The organism is Sediminibacterium ginsengisoli, from assembly GCF_900167075.1.
Classification (GTDB): Bacteria; Bacteroidota; Bacteroidia; order Chitinophagales; family Chitinophagaceae; genus Sediminibacterium; species Sediminibacterium ginsengisoli.
Genome location: NZ_FUWH01000003.1, coordinates 185,346 through 208,342 on the forward strand (window position 1 = coordinate 185,346; position 22,997 = coordinate 208,342).

Sequence of the window (22,997 nt, forward strand, 5' to 3'; positions counted from 1 at the left end):
GTTTTATCCTGCATCAGAAATCATTCCTGCTTTGTAAATATAGGCCATTGCGTCCCAGCTGGTTAAAGCTGTATTCTATTTTAAATACAAAATCATAGATTGATACTACGTCTATACCGATCCCGCCTGTTCGTAACAGCCTGTTATTGAGCGTATTGGATATATCCGGGCGGCTGTTGTAGCCATAACCCAGGTCTCCGTAAACCTTCAGGAAGATCCTGAAAGGGATTTTATCGTGTGTTTTGCTGGGAAAAGGGTTCCGTAACACAAAATACAGCAGTTGTTTATGGACCGCTGTTTTGAATACGCCGCCGGCTACACCATCCACTACATTATACTCCAGGCCACGCATCTGGAAAAAGCCATAGCCGATCATGCGTTCGTTGTAATAATAATGATTGAACGGCAGTTTTACCATCGCCATTCCTTCCAGGTGAAGGAAGCTGTTCCTGGTAATGGGATGCGCATATACCGCACGGGCACTGGCCTGCCAGAGATCGGTCGCTTTGGTCAGTCCGCGTTTATAGAGATTGGTTTCAAGCATAAACCCTTTAGACGGATAGGGTATATAATCGATCTTATAATATTTATACTGGTAAGAGAAATCCACGTATTCGAAAGCGGATTTGCCTTCGGGGAAATACAGCGGGTTGATCTTAAGTACCGTATCCGCCACTTCCTGTTTGTTATACGATACCCTGAAATAATGCCTTTGTTTTACATCCGGGCGATAAGAATAGGTGAAATCAAAACGAAGATTTCGCCTTGCAACATCATTCTGCTTATAAAAAAGCTGTTTGTTATTGCCCGTGCCATAGTTCACTTCTTTCTGTGTGCCATAAATAAAACCCACATTGAACCCGCTTTTCAGCTTGCGGTCGAAGAAAGGCATATCGTAGCGGAGCGTTACCTGCTGTGTATAACCGGTGATCAGCCAGACATCCAGGTTATCGTTTCTCCCGGTTACATTGTTCTGGATGAATTTGATCCCGTAATTCACACGCTCCAGGCTTCGGTGCTGGTCTACCCACCATTGGTTGAAATTGCGGTCTACCAGCTTGAAATAAGGTAAAGGAAAAAAATACCAGCGTTCTTTCAGATCGATCTTTATGTCGGCTATGTTGCCGTACAGATCAGAAATATAAACATTCACATCCACAAACAGCAGTGTATTCATGATCTGCTGTCTGGCAAGCTCCAGTTGTTTGCCCAATTGTTCCGTACCAAGCGTATCGCCTTCGCGGAAAGGAACTTCGCGCATAACGATAAAATCCCGGGTACGCTTGTTTCCCGACATGCTGATCTTCCTGATCACGATCTGTTTTGCGGGTACGGCGATACTGTCTGCTTCTGCCGCTTTTGTTTCCTGCGCTGCAGCATCGAGGCCTGATAAGAGAAGGAATGTGAAGAGGAAAATAACCCTGTGCGTGTATTTGCTGTATTTCTTTTTTTCCTCGGTCATAATAAATGCTGCGTCACCTGAACATGTAGACGTATTATATATTCAGGTATGCAATAAGATGGTTGTAGTTTTCTTTCAGTTCGTTGGCGTATTGCTCTTCGCCGAAATAATAGCGTACAACATATTCGTACCGCTGGAAAGTTGCTACGATATCGGATATTTCTATCCGGTTGATCTTTATGGTTATAATAACCATGCCCGTTTCTGGCTCGGTATATGTATTCAATTGCGTGATATAGGCATCGTTGGTTTCCACCAGCCTGCTGATCTCACCAAAGGAAAAATTTCTTTTATCCGTTTCCAGCACAATCACACCGCCCTTGTCGTTATTGCCTACAAAAGCCGAAAGATGACGGAGCAGATCATGTTCTGAGATCACACCTGCCAGTCCGCCCTGCTCGTTCAGCACCGGCACCAACGATAACTGGTACTCCGAAGCGATCTTAAGCGCCACCAGGAAGTGCTCTTCGGCCCTCACTGCTGCTTTCAGCAATGATTGCTGTATGGCTGCTATGGGTCCTTGTTCGTCGGCATCCAGCAACTCTCCCTTCTCTATCAGCCCGGCATATTTATCTTCTGCCAGCACCGGCAAATGCATTACGTCGTAGTCCTCCATCAACTGCAGGGCAAGCGAAACCTTGTCGAACAGGCCGACAGACGGAAAACCCGTATTTGCCAATTGTGATGCCAGCATGTGCTGTTTCTTTTCAGTTACGTTAAAAACTAGGCAACAGATTCTGCAGGCTGCTTCATTTTGTTAAGGAAGCCATCCAGGATCTTGTTGAATTCGTCAGGAACCTCCATCATGGGAGCGTGACCGCATTTGTCTACGAAATGCAGTTCACTGTTCGGTATAAGCCGGTTAAATTCACGGCCGACAAACGGCGGGGTGATGGTATCGTTATTTCCCCAGATCAGCAGTGTTGGCTGTTTGATCTGGCTCAGTTCTTCACCCAGGTTATTACGGATGGCACTTTTGGCTAAGGCAATGATCTTGATCACTTTGATCCTGTTGCTGGTAATTTCGAATACTTCGTCTACCAGTTCTTTGGTGGCTTTTGCCGGATCGTAGAAAGTGACTTCGGTCTTTTTCTTGATATACTCATAATCACCTCTCTTCGGGTAGCTGTCGCCCATACCGTTCTCAAAAAGTCCGGAACTGCCTGTCAGGATCAGTGATTTGATCTTTTCAGGATGTTTGAGGATATGCACCAGCGCCACATGGCCGCCCAGCGAGTTTCCCAGCAGATGTATGTTCTTATACCCCCTGGTCTCAATGAACTTCTGGACATATTTTTCCAGTCCGCCCACCGAAGTGTGAAAAATATCAAGGTCGAACAGTGGCAGCATCGGCACTACCACTTTATAATTTTTCTTAAAGTGTTCGATCAGGTCCATGAAATTACTCAGCGCGCCAAATAACCCGTGCAGCAATACCAGAGGCTCTCCTTCTCCTTCTTCGATGAATCTGAACTTATCTTGTTGTTTTATCTCGTAATTCATGTAATCTGTTTCTTATGCAGCAGCATTGGTTGGATACAAATAAAAGGAAATCCGTTCAATAAATAACCAATTGCAAAAAAGCATCATGGATACATAATGATGCATGCTAAAATACTGATTTTACGGCATAAAAATTCCGTTTATACCCGGCCGTTTACTTTACATGGTCCGCTACGCGTTCAAAGAATTGGGTCAGCTGCTCAAACAACCCTTTGAATGCGGGTATTACCACGCCGAATGCATCGATGGCTTTGGGCCCCCATGGTTGTACAAAAGGATAACATGTAGACCCTGCGATTGTTTCCTGCCCCACCAGATGCGTGTTTACCGCAAAAAAAAGTACCACGCTGAATACCGTGGTATATAAGCAAGCATACAGCAGTATCCCGAATAAACTGTCTGCCCAGCCGAGCATAGCCAGCTGCAGTCCTGCCTTTACCAGCCTGGCACCAAGCCTTACCAGCAGGATCACTACCAGCATTACCAGCGCAAACGACAGGAACGGCAGCCATGCATTACCCGTTGCACCCAGTTTCCCGGCTACCACTGCAGATAATTTCATGGCCGCCGCCAGTCCTATAACAATGCCCACCAGCGAAAATGCTGCCACTACCAGCCCGTTCCGGTAACCTTTTATTACCGCCAGGGCCATCAGTACAATAAAAATCGCATCGATCAGCATGAATATCCTGCGCTTATTTGCTTAAAAGTTCTTTTACTGCGGCTGAAATAGCTTTTCCATCTGTTTTGCCTGCCAGTTGTTTGGTTGCTACGCCCATTACTTTCCCCATATCCTGCGGACCGGCAGCACCTACCGTACTGATGATAGCGGCAATGGCTTCCTTCAAGGCTTCTTCACTCAATTGTTCGGGAAGGAACTTTTCTATTACACTGATCTCTTCCATTTCTTTCTGCGCCAGGTCGGGGCGGTTCTGCTGCTGGTAGATCTCCAGTGAGTCGCGGCGCTGTTTTACCAGTTTCTGCAACAGTTTCACTTCATTTTCTTCCGGCAGCTGTCCGTTGGCACCCGGTTCGGTCTTGGCTTTGATGATCTCGGCCTTGATCGCGCGCAGCCCACGCAGCAATGCTTCTTCCTTGTTTTTCATGGCATCTTTCATGCCTGCCATTACTTTTTCTTCTAAACTCATGCTGTGTTTATTTATTTTCTTTCAATTGGATATCACGGAATTTCTGGTAAAATGATTTGGCAAAATTCCTGAGATCATCCACCAGTTCTGTCTGACCGGTTGATCTGCCATAGGAATCTGCCATGCCCATAAAGGTCTGGTAATAGAAATCGGCCATTTCATCCACCATCATTTCTTTTGTCCACAGATCGATCCTTAATGCAGATTTGTCTGCCGCATCCCAAAAAGACACCATCATGGCTTTTGCAGGCTGCATGGCATCTGCAGTACTGTTGGAGGCCGACCAGCTGATGGCCTGTGGTACCTTGGTTTCATCCAATTCTACGTTGATCGATATTGTTGAGTTGTTCATATTTGTTTTTTAATATTCCGGCTATAAAAGGCAAAAATAAGATGAAACGGGCAGGACGCCTATTTTTGACCGGAGACAACCCGTGTAAGGATTACCGCAAGCTGATCCGCTGCCGACTGCCAGGTATGCGTTTCAGCCAGTTCTTTACCGGCCCTTACAAAGCGGCTTCGCAGTACTTCATCCTTGTACAGGGCCAGCATATGTTTACCGATGATTTCCGCGTTCGCGGGATCGGCATATAACACGGCTTCGGCGCCGATCTCCCTTGCCGATGCATGATCCCTGCCAATCACCGGCACTTCACTCATCATGGCGTTCAGCATGTTGATGCCATTGGTGTCGGGCAACCCTGCATCAACAAAAGCATAGGCTCCCGCCATCACAGCGCTCAGCTCTTCTCCGGAAAGCTGGCTGAGGAGCACTACGTCTTCACGGTATTTGTAGCTTTTCAGTTTTTCGGGAAGATCGTGAGGTGCCTGGTGCAGGTCCCCGGCGATGAGCAGTTTCATACTGCTGTGCTGCCATTTCTTAAAAAAGGAAAAGCCTTTGAGGATATTCAGCAGGTTATTCTGCGGTAAGGATCCGCCGGGACAGAAAAAATATTCCATGCCGGATGCATATTGTTCTTTTATGGTTTCTTTTTCCTGCCAGTTCAATACCACACAGCCCGGCGACGGCGCGGCGTGGATCACAGAGAATCCGGCATCTGCTATTTTATATTGCTGTACAAGCTGGTCTTTGATACTTTCTGCAGGCACGATGATCGTTGCCGCTTTACGCATGAACAGCGGCAGGAACCAGCGCCGGTAGCTTTTCTTCAGCCAGGAGAGCGGTACTGTTTGCTGCCCGTCTGCAAATAGCACCTGCGGTATCCGGCTTTTAAGGCTGCAGTTTCCGTCTGCCTGGATCCATACATCCGGCCGGAAGGCTTTCAGCGCAAGCGGTATTTTTACATCGTACCAGTATTTTAGTGCAAGCGGATGTTCCTTTCTGAGCGGAACAACAAGGCTGGTCACGTTCGGCGCCTGTATGGGCATAACATGTTCGGGGTGCCGGAAAATAAAAACAAATTCATGTTCCGGGTGCTGCAGTACCAGCCCGGCAAAAAGCTGCCTGGCATATTCAGCATTTTCATTCAGGAATGATGATCCTGGTATTGCACTGTTAACGGCTATCCGCATCCGCAAATGTACCGCCAATAAGCCAAGTTGCCTTAATTATCCCATTTGGCGGCCCATTTGTCCATTTTCTTTTCCAGGATATTCAGCGGCATATTGCCATCTTTCAGGATTGCATCGTGGAAAGCAGAGAGTTTGAATTTCTCGCCGCCCATTTTCTCGTACCGGCTCCTCAGCTCACGGATCTTCAGTGCACCGATCTTATAACCAAGTGCCTGCGCCGGGATGCTCATATATCTTTCTATTTCTGCAGTTGCACCTTCTTCACTGATCTGTTCGTTTGCCATCATGTAAGCGATCGCTTCTTCACGGGTCATGCCTTTTGTGTGCATGGCCACATCCACCACAAGCCTGATGGCACGGTGCATTTCATCGCCAAGGGCGCCCATATACTGGTACGGATCTTTGTACAGTCCCAGCTCACTTCCGAGGCTTTCGCAATACAGTGCCCAGCCTTCCGCATAAGCATTATTACCGCCGAAACGCCTGAATCTGGGCAGCTGTTTATTTTCCTGTTGCAGGCTGATCTGGTAATGATGTCCCGGGATCGCTTCGTGCAGGAAAAGACTTTGCATACCGCTGGTGGTATTGAACTGTGTGGGATCGAGGATCGGAATATAGAAAATACCCGGACGTGTTCCGTCTGCGCCGCCCTGGTTGTACTCTGCACTTGCACTTGCCGCCCGGAATGCTTCCGTTTGCCTGATCTCGAACGGTGTTTTCGGTTTCAGCCCGAAGAGTTTTTTCAGGTAGGGGTTCATGGTCTGGTGGATGCTGTCGAACGCCGCCAGTATTTCACCGGCTGTTTTATATGGCGTAAAGCGATGGTCCGTTTTCATGTAATTGAAAAAAGCAGCGAGATCTCCCGTAAAACCGGTCTCTGTTTTTACACGTTCCATTTCTTCTTTGATACGCTGTACTTCCGAAAGTCCAGTATTGTAGATCTCTTCAGAGGTTTTATCTGTGGTTGTCTGCTGACGTATCAGGAAACGGTAGAATTTTTTACCGTCCGGGATTTCGCTGATGCCGGTAGTAGTTCTTGCTGCGGGCAGGTATTCTGTTTGCAGAAAGTCTGCCAGGCGTCTGTAGGCCGGTGCCAGTTGTTCCTGTATCAGTTTTGTATAGGCTGTGGTCAGCGATGCTTTATCTGCCGCGCTGAACGATGCCGGCAGGTTGGTTACGGGTCCGTAAAACACACTTGCCGTAACGGTTGTATCCATTGCACGCATCTGGGGGATCATTTTTTCTACCAGTTTCTTCGGCAGCACCGTTCCTTCTTTCATACCCTTTCTGAAGTACACGATCGCGCTGTCTGCATAGGCCGGAAAAACGGATGCCCGCTGCAGCCAGTCGTTATAATCCTTTACTGTTTTAAAGGGCTGTATCACTGTACCGCTGCCCAGTTGTGCAAACAGGAGGTGCATGCTCTGGAACTGGTTCAGGGGCATATAATTATCATGGTAGCTTAGTCCTTCGATATTGATCTGCATTTCTCTTTTGAAGATATCGTAGCTCAGCTGGTCGTTTGCATTGAGATAATCCCGGTTGAAACGGGTGAGATAAGTGAGATTGGTGCTGTAAAACTCTTTCAGCTTCTTCCGGTAACTGTCTGTGAAATCGATGTACAGCAGGTTATTGTACCGCTCGTCTCCGTTCAGGGTTGCTTCAACGGGAAAAAGCTGCAGGCGGTCTTCGTAATAGGTATCGAATAAAGCCGCCAGTTCGCTATTGGCCGCTCCTGTAGGGTTGGTATTGCTCAGGTTGCAGGCTGCCGTTAATAAAACCACTGCGGCCGTTCCTAACTTTTTCATCATGCTGTTCATAGGGAGGTGTTGATAGGTAAACAGTTTTTTGAATATTATTTTGATGACTGGCTTTTGTAACTGTAAAAGCCTTTCCCGCTTTTCCGTCCGAGTTCGTTTGCATCCACTTTGCTTTTCTGCAATACCGATGGCGTTAGCCGTTCCGGCTTTCCGAGTGCTTCCCATACGATATTACTCACACTGTAGTTGATGTCCATCCCGATCAGGTCCATCAGTCTGAATGGACCCATTTTAAAGCCGGAAGCTTCCATCACCGCATCTACATTTTCAATCGTTGCAATACCCTGTTCTACCATCCGCATGGCTTCCAGGTAATAATGTCTTGCCACACGGTTTACAATAAAGCCGGGGGCATCTTTACAGATCACGGGGGTTTTGCCCATGCGTTTTGCAATAGCGGCTACCAGCTCCGTTACTTCATCTGTGGTTTGCTCGCTGCGGATCACTTCCACCAGTTTCATCAGGGGCGCAGGGTTGAAAAAGTGCATGCCTGCGAGTTGTTCCGGGTACTGTAAACCTGCAGCAATCACGTGCACGGGAATAGAAGATGTATTGGTAGCAAAAACCACTGTTGGTTTATTATACCCGGCAAGCTCTGTAAACAGCGCGATCTTGGCTTCGGGCTTTTCAATAATGGCTTCGATGATGAGGTCGGCTACACAATCTTTGCGCTGCGCCGTAAAACTGAGCCGCTCCAGTACCTGCATTTTTTCTGCTTCGGATAACCGGCCTTTTTGTACAGAGAGGCTGAGATTTGCGGTAATCGTATTCCTGCTTTTTTCAAGCATCTGTTCATTCACGTCGAACTGGATGGTGGTAAAGCCGGCCTGTGCCGCAACCTGGGCAATGCCGCTGCCCATGGTTCCTGCACCGCACACGCAAATTGTATTTACAGCAATCATAATGCAGTGGTTGGTATAACTGCAAGATACTTACATCTTTTCCACTTACCGCATCATTAACAGGATGTACTTTACAGGAAGCCGTACTTTTACGGCATGCGAAAGAGTGCACAGCAACTGGACCTGTTCGGTTTTTCCGAAGAACCGCCCGTTACCAAAACGGAGCCGGAAGCTGTGCCATTGCCCGAACAGCCAGCCAAACCTGCAGATCCGGTAGTATTTGCAGATGCAAGGATCGTGGTGAAGATTAAATCCAAACCCGCACTACCTACGCCTCCTGCAAAGCTTTCTCCCTTCGCTGAAACTACAGCAGACAAGCCTGTGATGCCCTCTTTAGTTCCGGAGCCAACTGTGGCTACTACAGAGCCAGCTGCCGCTGAGGAAAAAGAACAACTGGTGATATCGCAAACCGGAACGGTTGCTGCTGTTTTGAAGACTCCAGGCAAGCGGGGGCGTAAATCTTTCCGTGAAATCGATAACGAGGCAGGGCTGGTGGACATTCCTTCGGATGAAGTGCTGGAGCAGAAATTATATTATTCAATCAGCGAAGTTGCAGGCTGGTTCCATGTGAACACGTCTTTGCTCCGCTACTGGGAAAATGAGTTTGATATTCTCAAGCCACGCAAGACCAGGAAGGGCGACCGGCTTTTCAGGGTTGAAGATATCCGCAATCTGCAGCTGATCCACTATCTTCTCCGTCAGCGTAAATTTTCGATTGAAGGTGCGCGCAATTACCTGCGCCAGAACCGCCAACAGGCCGATATACAATCGCAGCTGGTGCAATCCCTCACAAAATTCAGGTCTTTTTTATTGGAATTACGGGCTAACTTAGATTAGCATATACGCTTTGACTATGACGATAAAAACCCTTACAGGATACTTTATTTTATTCCTGGTGCTGGCTTCATGTGCAGCATCCAAACGAACAACAGGCATGAATTACGAAGTTGTAAGCGACAGTGAAACAAAAGTATTAAGGGGTATTATCAGCAGGCAGGTTATTGAAAATGATACTGCATTTGCCTGGTTCAAAAACAATATGCAGTTGGGCATGGTTGATGAAGAAGCCGCTGCCATATTTAAAGAGAAAGCCAGCAGCGGTATTTCGCTGATGATCTTCGGCGGTACCTGGTGCCATGATTCACAGAACCTGCTGCCTAAATTTTACCGCATGATCGACAAAAGCGGTTTTCCTGAAAAGAATATTACGCTTGTTGTGGTTGACAGGAACAAAACTGCGCCGGATAATCTTCATGTGAAATACAATATTACCAACGTACCCACTTTCATCGTACTCAAAAACGGGAAAGAAACCGGGCGCGTGGTTGAATATGGTAAGACCGGCAATATTGAAAAAGAGCTGGCCGATATTGTTCAGGGATCCTAAGCCTGTTTCGGCGGTGGCGGCTGTGAAAGCGTAATACTGGTACTTCCGGCTGCCGGCTCTATGTGATTTACTTCCAGCGTTTCAATGATATCCAGGTTTACCTGCTCACGCAAGTTGTTGAATGCTTCCACGGTCTGGTCCATGGAAGTAAAATAATCTACTGCCATGATATGTGCCGTGCGTCCTGTATCCATCAGGAATACTGCTTTTGCTTCGATCTCCGGTTTTTCCAGGCACTTTTTAATAGCAGGTATCACTGTTTTCAGTTGTTGTGCTGTTGCCCCCAGGGAAAGCTCCAGCCTTAATTCCACTTTCCGCTGGGTTCGCAGGCTGATATTATCTACAATGGTATCTACCATCTGCTTGTTAGGCACCGAGATATAAGTTTTATCTGCCGTACGGATCCTTGTACTGCGCAGGCCGATCTTTTCAATATTTCCCGTGAACCCGTTCACCCGCACCAGGTCGCCGGTTGTAAATGGTTTATCAAAGAAAATAATAAACGATGCGATCAGGTTTTCCATGCTTTCCTTGGTAGCCAGCGCAATCGCTGCACCCACCAGGCTAAGTCCTGTGAGCAGGCTGCTGACATCCTGCCTGAACACCGTTTTCAGGATCAGCATTATGCCGATGATGATCAGGATAACCTTGAAGAAATCTTTAAAGAATACGATCAGCTGGTTATCGCGCATATCTGTGGTGCGGTTCACTTTTTCTTCCAGCACCAATGCAATGAAGTCGATGATCCGGAGGCATAGCCAGATAAATACTATGATAATGGTTCCGGCTGCCAGTGCATCTGCCAGCTCTTTGGATGTGATCTTATAAACACGGAATTCCAGCTGATGCGGGAACGTAAGCTTATCGAGACTGATGAATGCGATGAGTAACACCAGGAATGTATCCAGCGGCGCTACCACCAGGTTCAGAAAGGATTCCCTGCCGATGTTGCGGCTCGCTTTTGCAATCGCCAGGTTATAAATCAGCCGTGCAAGATATTTGGATATGATACGTTTGAAAAAAAGTGCAACAAGAATGGTCGCACCCACCATCAGGTAAAGTTCAAGGGTATTATCGAGGAATTGCTGCTGCAGTATCTTATCCATACCGCAATTTACGAATAACCCTTATTTCTCCCATTTATGCAGCTGCATATCACTGCCATCGAATGTGGCATAAGTGAAGTTGCGGATCCAGTCGCCCAGGTTGATATACCTGCTGGTATCGCTTAGCCTGTAATCAATCGGGTAGTGCCGGTGACCGAAAACAAAATAATCATAATGCTTTGTTTCAAGCACTTCTCTGGAATAAACGATCAGCCATTCATTTTCCGCACCCAGGAAATGAGCATCCGCGTTACCTGTTTTTTCCCTGCTCTTCCTGCTGAAATAATTGGCCAGACCGATGCCCCAGGTTGGATGCAGCTGACCGAACAACCATTGACAAAGCGGATTACGGAAAATCTTTTTCAGGAATTTATAACCATGATCGCCGGGACCCAGGCCGTCGCCATGGCCGATAAGGAACTGTTTCCCGTTCCACTGAAACTCTTTGGGTTCGTAATAGACTGGAATATTCATTTCTTCTTCGAAATAACCACGCATCCACATATCGTGGTTGCCGATGAATACATGTATACGGATACCGCTGTCTGAAAGATCGGCCAGTTTGCCCAGTAAACGCACATAGCCTTTAGGCACTACTTTGCGGTATTCATACCAGAAATCGAAAATATCACCCACGATGAAGATCTCTTCTGCATCGTGACGGATGCTCTCCAGGAAAGCCACTACTTTTTTCTCCCGAACCAGGCTGCTGGCTGCGTCCGGCGCGCCGAGATGGAAGTCTGAAAGAAAATATATTTTTTTACCTGCGGTCACCTCTTATTACTTTAATGATTATCGTTCAACCAGGAAGCAGAATACTTCTTTAGGTCCGTGAACGCCTACAACCAGTGTTTTTTCTATATCCGCCGTACGGCTCGGTCCGCTTGCCAGCGTGATCATGGATGGAAGTTTTGTTCCATCACCGAATCCCGCAAAACCATCCGCTATATCGTATACCAGCTGGTCTGTATATGCGATACAGATATGTACGGGTGCGTACACGCTTACCGTGCGGCCGCTGGGCTGGCGGCTGCTCATCATAATACTGCCTGTTCTGGCAACCAGGTATTCGCAGCCGGTAATGGCTGCATCACAGGTACTCAGGTCGGTAGCGCCGGTAGCATAACCTGCTGTTGCTAGTTGTTCTTTTAACCCTGTTTCACGGCAGTAGAGGGATTGCCAGTTTCTGGTTCGGGTCAGCTCCTGCAATTGTGCAGCAAGTTCCGCTTCATTAGCACAGAAGGAAAAGCGGCCCTGCAGCTTTACAAAGTTTTCAGCGAACTCCAGTTCAAGTTCCTGGCGGCCGGGCTGGTATACGCTGGTTTTATCCGTATTACCGGGAAAGGGAACAGGCACTGGTTTACCCAATGCCTGTTTTATTTTCTTCAAGATGTTCTCTCTTGCTGAATTTGCCATAATTAATCCACAACAGTTGTTTCAGGTGGAGCAATAGTGCCTCCGCCCAGTCCATGCTCTTCATTTTCCGGTGCAGCATTCGGATCTACTTCCAGGATCTTTTTCTCCTCGAAAGGTCTTTTGCCGATCAGTTGTTCCACATCGCTCTTATGCAATACTTCCTTATCCAGCAGCTCTTTCGCCAGTATTTCCACTTCATTGCGCTTCTCCGTCAGGAGCTGCAATGTACGCTGGTAAGCATTGTCGATAATGCCGCGTACTTCTTCGTCTATGATCTTGCCGGTCTCTTCGCTGAACGGTTTGGTGAATGTGTTTTCCTGCGACGGATCGTAGAAACTCACATTACCGATTTTATTGTTCATACCATAAGCCGTAACCATGCTGTAAGCGATCTTGGTGATCTGCTGCAGGTCATTGGAGGCTCCGGTAGATATTTTACCGAAGAAGATCTCTTCTGCCGCACGGCCACCCAGTGTCATACAGATCTGGTCCATCAGCTGGTCTGTATTGTACAGGTATTGTTCTGTTGGCGTGTATTGTGCATAACCCAATGCCGCGGTTCCGCGTGGTACGATGGTCACTTTCAGCAGCGGGTATGCGTGTTCCAGGAACCAGCCACAGATTGCGTGACCTGCTTCGTGATACGCGATCACTGCTTTTTCATGCGGTGCGATGATCTTGTTCTTCTTCTCCAGTCCTCCGATCACACGGTCTATCGCATCCTGGAAATCGCTCATATCTACTGCGTCTTTTCCTTTACGTGCTGCGATCAGCGCTGCCTCATTACATACATTGGCGATATCCGCACCCGCAAAACCCGGTGTTTGTTCGGCCAGTTTGAAGAGATCCAGCGATTCTGATATTTTGATCGGGGCAAGGTGTACCTTGAAGATCGCCTGGCGACCTTTTACATCCGGCCTGTCTATCGAGATCTGGCGGTCGAAACGTCCGGGTCTGAGCAGGGCGCTGTCGAGTACATCCGGCCTGTTCGTTGCAGCGAGGATGATGATTCCTGTATCGCCGCCGAAACCGTCCATTTCCACGAGGAGCTGGTTCAGGGTATTTTCCCTTTCATCGTTGCTCATGATCGCATTTCTGCCGCGGGCACGGCCGATCGCGTCGATCTCGTCGATGAAAATGATACAAGGCGCTTTTTCACGGGCCTGCTTGAACAGGTCACGCACACGGCTTGCACCCACACCCACGAACATTTCCACGAAATCACTTCCGCTCAGGCTGAAGAAAGGCACCTGCGCTTCTCCGGCCATCGCTTTTGCCAGCAGGGTCTTACCGGTTCCCGGAGGACCTACCAGCAACGCTCCCTTTGGAATTTTACCACCGAGCGCTGTATATTTTTTAGGATTTTTCAGGAAATCCACGATTTCCATCACTTCCACTTTCGCTTCATCCAGTCCGGCTACATCTGTAAACGTGATGTTCACTTTTGTGCCCTTTTCAAACAGGGTTGCTTTTGATTTACCGATATTGAAGATGCCGCCCGGACCACCACCACCGGCGGGTCCGCCCATTTTACGCATCAGCAGTACCCATGCTACCACAATGATCAGGATAGAAAGTACGCCGTTGAAGATCGGACCAATCCAGTCCGGATCGTTTTCTATGAAAGAATCCACTTCCTTCATATTATTCGCTACATACACATCTTTCAGCGATTCATTGAAGCTCTTCCAGTCGGTTACCTGGAATTCAAACAAAGGAGAGTTCTTTGCTTTTTCTTTTGAGATCTGCTGTTTAAACTGTTTTACATAAAACTCCTTGTATAAACTGTCTGGTTTGATGTATACACGTACAACTTCCTTGTTTTTTACGAGCACCATCTTCTGCACATCGCCTTTTGCCAGCATGTTTGTTCTGAATTCCTGTTCGCTGGTGCGTGCAACGTCCGGCGGCAGTTTCATGAACTGAGTTGCCAGCAGAATCACTGCAATGATGGCATAGATCCAGTAAAGATTGAACCGTGGGCCTTTTCGCTGGCCGTCTCCCTTATCCATATTTGACTTTAAATTCTTGTTTTCCTGTGACATATCTGGGGTTCCTCTTGATAAATATAATGTTTCTTAATGGCAAACGATTGTCGGGCCGTTTTATTTTAGACTACAGGTCGTGCATCATCGCCGATGCATCGCTCCACATTTCCTCCAGGCGGTAAAATTTACGCGCTTCGGGGTGCATCACATGCACTACAATGTTCACATAATCGATCAACACCCATTGCAATGCCTGTTTGCCTTCGTGTTTATAAGGCGTTTCGCCGCAGGTGATTTTCACCTGATCTTCCACATAATCACTGATTGCTTTTACCTGTGTGGTGCTGGGTGCATCGCATACAATAAAAAAATCGGCAGAGGCTTCCGGTATCTTTTTCAGATCGAGACTCAGGATATTTTCTCCTTTTTTATCTTGTATAGCTTTAATAATAGCTTTGAAGATCTTCGAATTACGCGATAATTTGGTCGAAGCAGTTTTTTCGCGGGTTTTTAAAACAGAAAGCGGTTCCAATAATCTATCAGGTTTAATGATTTAATGATATCTGCACAGCACATCCCAGCCACCCGGTATCAATATATTTTTTATTGTTCGCTGCTGAAAGACTTTCTCTGCTGAATTAACTTCGTCAAAAATACTAATTCTTTGTCACGAACAGCAGTCAAAAGTCCCGTAGGAGAACCGTTTGTGGAATTGCCTGAAGTGGATAGTACCAACATTTATGCCATGGAGCAGCTGCAGGCAGGTAAATCTGCTCACGGAACTGCCTATTTTGCTCATTACCAGTATGCAGGCAAAGGGCAAAGGGGCAAAACCTGGCATGTGGAACCCGGTGAAAATATTACCATGACCGTGGTGCTGGACACGTCATTTCTCCTTATTACACAGCAGTTTCTGCTCAGCGCCGCCGTGGCTGTTGCCTGTCATCGCTTTTATGCTAAATATGCGCTCGATGAAACCCGTATCAAATGGCCTAATGATATTTACTGGCGTGACAGAAAGGCAGGCGGCATCCTTATCGAAAACCAGGTTCGCGGCAGTAATTGGCAGCATTCCATTGCCGGAATGGGCATAAATGTGAACCAGGCCGTATTCCCCGCACATCTTGTAAGGGCCGTTTCGCTGAAACAGATCACCGGCAGGAACTTTTCTGCAGCAGAACTTGCAAAAGAACTGTGTACTTATTTACAGGAAACGTATCAATTACTCGAAAACGGCGGAGCAGAAGAAATCCTTGCTTATTATAATGCGCATCTTTTCAGGAAGGGAGAACAGACCAGGTTGAAAAAAGACAATACCATTTTCACCTGTACTGTTTCAGGTGTTGATGCTTCCGGCGCGCTGCTGGTATCGGACAGTGTTCACAGCAGCTTCCGTCATGGAGAAGTGGAGTGGGTCTTTTAACAAAACGCCAACAATTATCAGGCGACAGCATCTATCCTTGCAGCAAGCTTGTGGTCGTTTTCGGTCACTTTGTGTCCGGAATCGTGCGTATTCAGCCAGATCTCAACCGTATTCCAGGTATTGGTCCATTTAGGATGATGGTTCATCTTTTCCGCTTCAAAGGCAACCCGTACCATAAAAGCAAATGCTTCAGAGAAATCTGCAAAAACAAATTTGCGGTAGAGCGCGTTATTTTGTTCTTCCCACATAAGACCGGTTTGAGTTTATGATTGATCAGTGTTCTTAAAACACCATATTGCCTTTGTTCCTGATCTGTTCATTGGTGAGTTCCGCTACCAGCTGCACGCCGCTTATTTTTTTCACCGCCTGTTTGATCCAGTTACATTTTTCGTCGTCTACCAGGTCGCCCTTCATCAGCCATAAAAAGTCCATATGCCTGAATTCGGGTAGCAGGTATTCTCCGTCGAACTGGTTATGATAGAGATAATGCGTGAGAAAACTGTTGGGTTCTTTCGATTCGTATACCGTAAAATAATAACTCCTTTCTTTTTTTCTCAGGTGGATCTCTATACCCGGGTTCAGCCTGAAATTATAACCCATCAGATTATTCAGCTGCAGGCAGAACTGGTAATTCTTCAAAGGCGCCGTTATGCCGAGCAAACGGGTGTCTTCAAAAAAGTCGTCGTTCAATTCCTCTATGTTCAGGCGCAGTTTCATGCTGGTTGATCAGGCTTATAAAGGTCAGAATTCGATATCTATTATTTTCTCTTCCGTTCCTCTTTTTATTTTCAGCTTTGTTTTATCTCCTTTTTTGAATTTCCCGAGCGATTCCATGTAACTCATCACATCCACAAATTTATACTCACCCAGCTGTAAAAGGATATCTCCCGCCTGCAAGCCTGCTTTTTCGCCTGTTTTACCCGGACTTACCCCATCAATACGCATGCCAGTACCAGTGAACCCGTAATCCGGCATTACACCTAATGTTACCTGAAGTTTGGTGCTCCTCCCCATAGCCGGCTCGGCGGTTTTAGCAAATGGCAGTTTGCCTTTTGCATCTGTAATACCGATTATATTATAAACGAGCTGCACGATGTCTTTCTGCGCGGTATAATTGATCCGATCCCAGTCGTCGGTTACTTTATGATAATCCTTATGACTACCGGTGAACAGGAACAGCACCGGAACATTTGCCCTGTAAAAACTCGCATGATCGCTGGGGCCGCTGCCTGTACTGTCGAAGTGGATTGCCAGTGGCGGGTTGGCGGCTTTCAATACTTCGCCCCATACCGGTGAAGTGCCATAGCCGCCTATTGTCAGTTTCCGGGCAGTATCGTAGCGGCCAACCATATCCATATTGATCATATAATTAAGACTGGTTTTCAGTGTAGGATGCTCTACCCAGTATTTGCTGCCCAGCAGTCCAAGCTCTTCGCCTGAAAAATGAATGATGAGGTAATTGTTACTGGCCGGTGCCTTTTTCTTCAGCATCCGCGTCAGTTCTATCAGAGCGGCGGTTCCGCTGGCATTATCGTCGGCACCGTTATGTACCTGGTGAAAAGTATCGATCGCGTTTTTGTCTTCCCCGAATCCCAGGTGATCATAATGCGCGCCCAGTACTACGGTTGTTGCTGCATGGTTATCGATATAGCCTACGATATTGTGTGCAATCCTTTTCTTTTCTGCAAACCCTGTATTTATTTCAACCGCTACGGTAGCCGCATGATCGGCACAATACTTTTTGGCTGCGGCCGCAGTCAGGTAGAGAACAGGAATTTTTACCGCTTCCGACCGGTCGTTTTTATTGAAGCGGATATTATCTGTCAGTGCCGAACTGTTATACAGGATCAATGCTGTTGCGCCTTTGGTAATGGCTTTATCGGCCATTTTGCGGATCGCGTCTTCAATATCGAAATGCGGGTTATTCTTGTTTTCTTCCAGCAGGTCTTTCAGGTCTTTGAACCAGGGTTGCCCGTATTCATTCAATGCGGGAGCTGCAGAACCGGAGGCACTGCCTGTGCGGCTGAAGGCCAGCGGAAAATATTCTTCCGTGAGTGCGAGTGAATGATCCCCGATCTTCAGGAATGAGCCCTGGGTTACATATTTTCCTTCATCTATCTCAAATGATTGTATGTAACCATCCGTTCCTTTGGGTTCGAGGCCCATCTGTTTGTACTGGTCTGTGATATAGTCCATCGCCAGTTTTTCCCCGTTGGTGCCGCTGCGTCGTCCTTCCAGTTTATCATCTGAGAGATAGCGTACATGCCCGGTGAGTGCGGTTACCAGTTCGGCAGCAGCTTTTTCTTCCACCAGGCGTTTTTTTCTTTTACTCTGGGAATAAGATAACAGGGGGAGCAGTAAAATGATCAGCAGCGCTTTTTTCATTGCAGGTTTTTTGCAAGGCAAAAGTACATCAGACCGGCAGGCGATCAGCCGTTCCTTGATAAATATTATCCTGTTCCAGGCCACTGAACGCGGGTGTTGATAACCATTTGCGCGATTACAGCAACAGGTTTACTTTTGTATGGGCGGTAAGGATGACGGGGATTCTCTTCCCGATATCGTAAATACCTGCTTCCTTTTGCAGCTACTTTTGCGCAACTTCATGGTAACATTGGCAGGAAAAAAATTACATATCGCACTGGTTGGCAACCCTAACAGCGGGAAAACCTCATTATTCAACACCCTTACAGGGTTAAATCAGAAAGTGGGCAATTTCCCGGGCGTTACGGTTGATAAGAAAACCGGTTCCATTTCACTCGATCATACGCAAAAGGCAGAACTGATCGATCTTCCGGGCACTTATAGTCTTTACCCGCGCAGGGCAGATGAATGGGTGGCTTATAAAGTGCTGATGAATGCGGATGAAGATGTGAAAGCCGATGTGGTGCTGCTGGTGGCTGATGCCAGCAACCTGAAGCGGAACCTGCTTTTCTGCAGCCAGATCATCGATCTGAAGATCCCGGTTGTGATGGCACTGACCATGAACGATATCGCGGCCAGGAAAGATATCCGCATCGATATCCAGGGCCTGGAAGCAGAACTCGGCATACCGGTAGTTGCCGTAAACCCCCGTAAAAACAAAGGTATTGCCGAGCTTAAGAAAGTGTTGCTGCAGGTTTCCAGGCAGCAGGGCACCGTACATACCCGGGAATTCATCGATACACGAAAACTGGCGCCTGAATCGGTTGAGCAGGTACAGCGGATACTGCCCCAGCTCAGCGATTATGCCACCATCCACCACCTCATCAACCACGAGCAATTCCCGCTGGAACAGCAGGTGCAGGATGCCATTGAACAGGCAGAGACCGAAACCAGGTTCAACCCTACCAAAACGCAGGCAGAAGAGATCATGCAGCGGTACCACCGTATCCGCCAGATCATGCAGCAGAATGTGCTGGAACCCGGACCGCTTGAGAAAAAGCTGTTCACTGAAAAACTCGATGCCGTACTGCTGCACAGGGTCTGGGGTTATGTGATCCTGCTCGCGGTATTGTTCCTTCTTTTCCAGAGTATTTTCTGGCTGGCATCTTACCCGATGGATGGTATAGAATGGACATTCTCGCAAGTGACCGGCTGGCTCAATAATACATTGCCCGCTGCCTGGTGGAGCGATCTGCTGGTGAACGGATTTGTGGCCGGCCTTGGCGGGATCGTCATCTTCATTCCGCAGATCATGATCCTTTTCGGACTCATCACCCTGCTGGAAGACACCGGTTATATGGCCCGTATCAGTTTTCTCAGCGATAAACTGATGCGAAAAGTAGGACTCAACGGTAAAAGCGTAATGCCCATGATCAGCGGTTTCGCCTGCGCCGTACCCGCCATCATGAGCGCGAGGAGCATCGAGAATAAGAAAGAACGCCTGCTCACCATACTTGTTACACCGCTGATGAGCTGCAGTGCAAGGCTACCCGTTTATACCATTCTTATTTCACTGGTGATCGATGATAAATATTATTTCGGTTTTCTCAGCCTGCAGGGGCTTGTGATGATGGGACTTTATTTCCTCGGCACAGCTATGGCGCTGATTGTAAGCTATGTAATGAAATGGTTCATCAACATCAAAGAAAAAAGTTTCTTCATTCTTGAACTGCCCACTTACCGCGCACCACGCTGGAAAAATGCGGGCATCACCATGATCGAGAAAGCGAAGATCTTTGTAACCGATGCCGGCCGCGTGATCATCGTGATCAGTCTCCTGCTCTGGTTCCTCAGCACCTACGGACCAAAAGACCGCATGGAGCAGGTGGAAAATAAATATGCTGCGCTGATCGCGAAAGAGCCACAGCATGAAGATTCGCTGCAGAAACAATTATCGTCTGAAAAACTCCAGCATTCTTATGCAGGCATTCTCGGCCAGGCCATTGAACCCGCTATCCAGCCGCTGGGTTACGACTGGAAAATAGGCATCGCCCTGATTACCTCATTTGCTGCACGCGAGGTTTTTGTTGGCACCATGGCAACACTTTACAGCGTAGAAGAATCGGACGACAACAGTTCCCTGCGCCAAAAAATGGAAACCGCACGCCACAAAGACGGAACCAAAGTTTATTCACTTGCCGCTGCGCTTTCGCTCATGGTATTCTATATGCTGGCCATGCAGTGTATGAGCACACTGGCCATTGTAAAACGGGAGACCAAAAGCTGGAAATGGCCTGCATTCCAGTTCGTTTACATGACTTTACTGGCTTATGGGATGAGCTGGATTACTTACCATATATTCAGCTAGTATTAAAAGTTTTGTGAAGGTAGGATGCACCTGATCCCTCTGTTGGTTTAATCTATTGGGAATTTTTCATCCTCGTACTTCTCAATCAACAAGCTTAATTTTTCCAGTTCATCTCCTTTTGCCGTTCCTTTTTTCGCATCAAACAAATTCTCAAGGCGTATCATCGCCTGATCATAATCTTCCTTTGTCCTTATGGGCTTGATGTTCATATTAAATTGATTTGCGTTTATCATGTGCGGTATGTGTTCCGCTAAAACCGGAACTAAATCATTTTGTTGTCGAAGTTAGTGTGTGTGTTTATCAAATAAACGTATTCACTTAATTCTTCGCCTATCGAGCAGCTATTATCGAAATGAAGGAAATAGAATTCTCTCCGCTCCGGTTAACTGATGTTGAGAAAAAGCTATTTCCTTGTGTCGATACATTGCTAGCGCAACGCTTATACCGATGTGGCTGCATATCACTAATAAGATAAGGTCATTCTGGACTGGTGGACGCATAATGAGCAAAAAGTTGAAACAAGTCTTCAGCCAGCCTGCACTTTTCACAATACCATATTATTAGCTTTTTTACTAAAACGAAACGATTATTTGCTTATTTATAATAAAAGGCCTTATTTTGGAATTATAGTTATTGCCTAACGCAACAAATACTTTCGTATGGAACTTAAAAAAATTAAATTGTCTGGGTTTGCGAATATCGAATCCATTGATATAGAACTCGGCAAGCTGAATGCCTTAGTGGCATTAAATAACTACGGAAAATCAAATGTATTAGATGCGATTGAATTTGGTATTGACTTTATAATTCAACCTTTGCCAGTCAAAAGTCGGATGATGGCATACCGACCTGTAATTCCAATTAACAGCCATATTGATAAATTGCCATTTTCTTTCGAAGTGGGCATAAACTCTAATTTCCAAAATGAAGAGCATTCAATTGTTTACGGCTTTTCATTTGAATGGATTAAAAATGATAAAGGGAAAGGACAAAAAATCAAAGAAGAATATTTAAAAGTTAAATCTAATAAGGTTGATTCAAAGTATAAGACAATTTTAAATAGAAATCTTGAGAAAACTCTTTATCTATCTTCTCAAACCGGTAGATGCGATAAAATATTAAAGGTTCAAAAAAATGAACTTGCAATAAATAAGCTTTTAAATTTCGATGACTTGTTTTACTGGGATGTTATTAAAGCTATAAATACATTATCTATTGCACAAGTTGATACTTTACAAAATCCAGATGGAATTTTTGGGAGCATAGTTATTAAAGGAAAAGAAGATGACATAGTTAAGAATGATTACTCTGTTTCCTTAGGCGAGACGTCAAATGCTGGATTCTTTATTTATAGTTTAATGAAACGAAATCCATCAACTTACGAACTATTTAAAGATTCTGTAAAAACTCTCTTACCAAGCATTGAAGACTTTGAACCAATTGAGATTGATTTAAAAAGTAGTGTTACGTTTAAAAATGAGAAACCAAAAATTCCATTAGACTTTCCTGAAAAGCTATATGACATACGAGTTAAGGAAACAAATACTAATCAACAAACTAGTATTGGCAGGCTATCCTCTGGGTCGCAAAAGCTTTTTTACGTATTAGCATTAACAATAGCTGCGGAACATAATAAAACTCCACTTATTACTTTCGAAGAATTAGAAAACTCAATTCATCCTGGCCTATTACAAAAACTTTTGATAATTATTGATGGACTAACGGATAAAACAAAAGTTCTTTTGAGTAGTCACTCCCCATATCTTGTTCAATACCTTGATATTAACAAAATCAAAATTGGATTGCCGAATTCGAAGGGATTGGCGGTATTCAAAGAAATCAAAAAGACAAAGTTCACAAAGGTTATCACTATTGCTGAAGAAGAAGGAATCTCAGTAGGAGATGTGATCTTTGATAAAATGATTGAATCAGCAAGCGGTGAATCTGATCTGCTAAATGAACTTTGTAAATAATGGCTAATAAAAAAGACTGCATAGTATTATTTGTTGAAGGTGAAACCGAAAAAGAATTTTACGATGCTTTAATGAAATTCTATTTTAAAAACTATAGTCCTAAAATTAAGGGCTATAAAGTTTTTAATGTCAGGGGAATATCGCGATTTGAAACAAAAGTAGCTACCAAACTAAAGTATGATGTTGTGCCCAACCACGATGTCTCAAATATCAAAGTTGTATGTTGTTATGACTCGGATGCTTTCGAATTAGCACAAAAGCCGCCCTACAAATTGGCAAATTGTAAAGAAAAAAGTTAATGAACTAGGTATATGTAGTTTCTCTGAAGTCAAAGCAGTGAGGATGATTGAAGACTGGTTTTTAAAAGACCTCAAAGGACTTTGTCAGTATTTAAAGATAGAAGAAACTAAAAGGGTCGAAGGAAAAGACGGACTTGAAAAAATTAAAACGCTATTCAAAAAAGGTAAAAAACCTAAAATCTATCAGAAAGGTTCCTATTCTCATAAATTTATTCCAAGTCTAAACCTGCTGGCAATAAGAAACTCTGTCAAAATAGAATTGTCGACTGTTGAGGATGCTTTGGGTATCACCATAAAATAGCCGC

General features: G+C 45.9%; 25 protein-coding genes. 7 read left to right on the forward strand and 18 right to left on the reverse strand.

Going from position 1 to position 22,997, the window contains the following annotated elements:
* Nucleotides 1-13 precede the first annotated feature (13 nt).
* The 9 genes from B5D42_RS06525 to B5D42_RS06565 form a co-directional block, all read right to left on the reverse strand.
* Nucleotides 14-1,462 (reverse strand): POTRA domain-containing protein, encoded by a 1,449-nt coding sequence (locus tag B5D42_RS06525; RefSeq protein ID WP_078830658.1) that lies wholly within the window; start codon nt 1,460-1,462, stop codon nt 14-16.
* Nucleotides 1,463-1,496: 34 nt separating this feature from the next.
* Nucleotides 1,497-2,156 (reverse strand): CBS domain-containing protein, encoded by a 660-nt coding sequence (locus tag B5D42_RS06530; RefSeq protein ID WP_078830659.1) that lies wholly within the window; start codon nt 2,154-2,156, stop codon nt 1,497-1,499.
* 29 nt (nt 2,157-2,185) lie between these two features.
* Nucleotides 2,186-2,965 (reverse strand): alpha/beta fold hydrolase, encoded by a 780-nt coding sequence (locus tag B5D42_RS06535; RefSeq protein ID WP_078830660.1) that lies wholly within the window; start codon nt 2,963-2,965, stop codon nt 2,186-2,188.
* Nucleotides 2,966-3,119: 154 nt separating this feature from the next.
* Nucleotides 3,120-3,647 carry a CvpA family protein gene (locus tag B5D42_RS06540; protein WP_078830661.1) on the reverse strand — a complete coding sequence of 176 codons (528 nt, stop codon included), beginning with the start codon at nt 3,645-3,647 and terminating at the stop codon, nt 3,120-3,122.
* Between the two features lie 13 nt (nt 3,648-3,660).
* A complete protein-coding gene (locus B5D42_RS06545; protein ID WP_078830662.1) occupies nt 3,661-4,113 on the reverse strand; it encodes a GatB/YqeY domain-containing protein in 453 nt (150 codons plus the stop codon).
* Between the two features lie 7 nt (nt 4,114-4,120).
* Nucleotides 4,121-4,465, reverse strand: a complete 345-nt coding sequence (gldC, locus tag B5D42_RS06550) for a gliding motility protein GldC (protein WP_078830663.1) — start codon at nt 4,463-4,465, stop codon at nt 4,121-4,123.
* Between the two features lie 59 nt (nt 4,466-4,524).
* Nucleotides 4,525-5,646: a glycosyltransferase gene (locus B5D42_RS06555; RefSeq protein ID WP_078830664.1), complete on the reverse strand. Its 1,122-nt coding sequence runs from the start codon at nt 5,644-5,646 to the stop codon at nt 4,525-4,527.
* Between the two features lie 32 nt (nt 5,647-5,678).
* Entirely contained in the window at nt 5,679-7,466 is a 1,788-nt protein-coding gene (locus B5D42_RS06560) for a DUF885 domain-containing protein (protein WP_245825592.1), read from the reverse strand.
* Nucleotides 7,467-7,501: 35 nt separating this feature from the next.
* A complete protein-coding gene (locus B5D42_RS06565) occupies nt 7,502-8,368 on the reverse strand; it encodes a 3-hydroxyacyl-CoA dehydrogenase family protein (protein WP_078830665.1) in 867 nt (288 codons plus the stop codon).
* Nucleotides 8,369-8,464: 96 nt separating this feature from the next.
* Here B5D42_RS06565 and B5D42_RS06570 point away from each other — a divergent pair, with 96 nt between their 5' ends.
* Entirely contained in the window at nt 8,465-9,205 is a 741-nt protein-coding gene (locus B5D42_RS06570; protein WP_078830666.1) for a MerR family transcriptional regulator, read from the forward strand.
* A 16-nt stretch (nt 9,206-9,221) separates the two neighbouring features.
* The gene (locus tag B5D42_RS06575; RefSeq protein ID WP_078830667.1) at nt 9,222-9,755 is read left to right on the forward strand and encodes a thioredoxin family protein; all 534 of its coding nucleotides are present in this window, start codon (nt 9,222-9,224) and stop codon (nt 9,753-9,755) included.
* Here the strand turns inward: B5D42_RS06575 and B5D42_RS06580 are convergent.
* The 5 genes from B5D42_RS06580 to rsfS form a co-directional block, all read right to left on the reverse strand.
* Complete coding sequence (locus B5D42_RS06580) at nt 9,752-10,861, reverse strand: mechanosensitive ion channel family protein (protein ID WP_078830668.1); 1,110 nt, start codon at nt 10,859-10,861, stop codon at nt 9,752-9,754. The two genes, B5D42_RS06575 and B5D42_RS06580, sit on opposite strands and share 4 nt — an antisense overlap.
* Before the next feature lie 21 nt (nt 10,862-10,882).
* Nucleotides 10,883-11,635: a UDP-2,3-diacylglucosamine diphosphatase gene (locus tag B5D42_RS06585; RefSeq protein ID WP_078830669.1), complete on the reverse strand. Its 753-nt coding sequence runs from the start codon at nt 11,633-11,635 to the stop codon at nt 10,883-10,885.
* A gap of 18 nt (nt 11,636-11,653) precedes the next feature.
* Nucleotides 11,654-12,277 (reverse strand): LutC/YkgG family protein, encoded by a 624-nt coding sequence (locus B5D42_RS06590; RefSeq protein ID WP_078830670.1) that lies wholly within the window; start codon nt 12,275-12,277, stop codon nt 11,654-11,656.
* A gap of 2 nt (nt 12,278-12,279) precedes the next feature.
* A complete protein-coding gene (gene ftsH, locus B5D42_RS06595) occupies nt 12,280-14,289 on the reverse strand; it encodes an ATP-dependent zinc metalloprotease FtsH (protein WP_245825593.1) in 2,010 nt (669 codons plus the stop codon).
* Between the two features lie 103 nt (nt 14,290-14,392).
* A complete protein-coding gene (gene rsfS, locus B5D42_RS06600) occupies nt 14,393-14,797 on the reverse strand; it encodes a ribosome silencing factor (RefSeq protein WP_078830672.1) in 405 nt (134 codons plus the stop codon).
* A gap of 132 nt (nt 14,798-14,929) precedes the next feature.
* Here rsfS and B5D42_RS06605 point away from each other — a divergent pair, with 132 nt between their 5' ends.
* Nucleotides 14,930-15,688 carry a biotin--[acetyl-CoA-carboxylase] ligase gene (locus B5D42_RS06605; RefSeq protein ID WP_245825594.1) on the forward strand — a complete coding sequence of 253 codons (759 nt, stop codon included), beginning with the start codon at nt 14,930-14,932 and terminating at the stop codon, nt 15,686-15,688.
* A 17-nt stretch (nt 15,689-15,705) separates the two neighbouring features.
* Here the strand turns inward: B5D42_RS06605 and B5D42_RS06610 are convergent, their stop codons facing one another.
* Genes B5D42_RS06610 through B5D42_RS06620 form a run of 3 tightly spaced genes read right to left on the reverse strand, consistent with a single transcriptional unit; the run spans nt 15,706 to nt 18,073 of the window.
* Complete coding sequence (locus B5D42_RS06610; RefSeq protein ID WP_078830673.1) at nt 15,706-15,936, reverse strand: 4a-hydroxytetrahydrobiopterin dehydratase; 231 nt, start codon at nt 15,934-15,936, stop codon at nt 15,706-15,708.
* A 34-nt stretch (nt 15,937-15,970) separates the two neighbouring features.
* Nucleotides 15,971-16,405, reverse strand: a complete 435-nt coding sequence (locus B5D42_RS06615) for an IPExxxVDY family protein (protein WP_078830674.1) — start codon at nt 16,403-16,405, stop codon at nt 15,971-15,973.
* A gap of 24 nt (nt 16,406-16,429) precedes the next feature.
* Nucleotides 16,430-18,073 (reverse strand): M28 family peptidase, encoded by a 1,644-nt coding sequence (locus B5D42_RS06620; protein WP_078830675.1) that lies wholly within the window; start codon nt 18,071-18,073, stop codon nt 16,430-16,432.
* 139 nt (nt 18,074-18,212) lie between these two features.
* Between B5D42_RS06620 and feoB the strand changes: the two genes are divergently transcribed.
* Nucleotides 18,213-20,420 (forward strand): ferrous iron transport protein B, encoded by a 2,208-nt coding sequence (feoB, locus tag B5D42_RS06625; protein ID WP_245825596.1) that lies wholly within the window; start codon nt 18,213-18,215, stop codon nt 20,418-20,420.
* 47 nt (nt 20,421-20,467) lie between these two features.
* On the opposite strand, the gene B5D42_RS06630 is transcribed toward feoB, so the two are convergent.
* Complete coding sequence (locus B5D42_RS06630) at nt 20,468-20,629, reverse strand: hypothetical protein (protein WP_176112926.1); 162 nt, start codon at nt 20,627-20,629, stop codon at nt 20,468-20,470.
* Nucleotides 20,630-21,079: 450 nt separating this feature from the next.
* Between B5D42_RS06630 and B5D42_RS06635 the strand changes: the two genes are divergently transcribed.
* From B5D42_RS06635 to B5D42_RS06645, 3 genes are read left to right on the forward strand one after another with little or no spacing between them, the layout of a single operon-like run.
* Nucleotides 21,080-22,393, forward strand: coding sequence for an AAA family ATPase (locus B5D42_RS06635; protein WP_078830676.1), 1,314 nt, complete (start codon nt 21,080-21,082; stop codon nt 22,391-22,393).
* Complete coding sequence (locus tag B5D42_RS06640; RefSeq protein WP_078830677.1) at nt 22,393-22,692, forward strand: hypothetical protein; 300 nt, start codon at nt 22,393-22,395, stop codon at nt 22,690-22,692. The genes B5D42_RS06635 and B5D42_RS06640 overlap by 1 nt, the downstream gene beginning before the upstream one ends.
* A gap of 43 nt (nt 22,693-22,735) precedes the next feature.
* On the forward strand, nt 22,736-22,993 hold the full coding sequence (locus tag B5D42_RS06645; protein ID WP_078830678.1) for a hypothetical protein: 258 nt from the start codon (nt 22,736-22,738) through the stop codon (nt 22,991-22,993).
* Nucleotides 22,994-22,997: the final 4 nt, after the last annotated feature.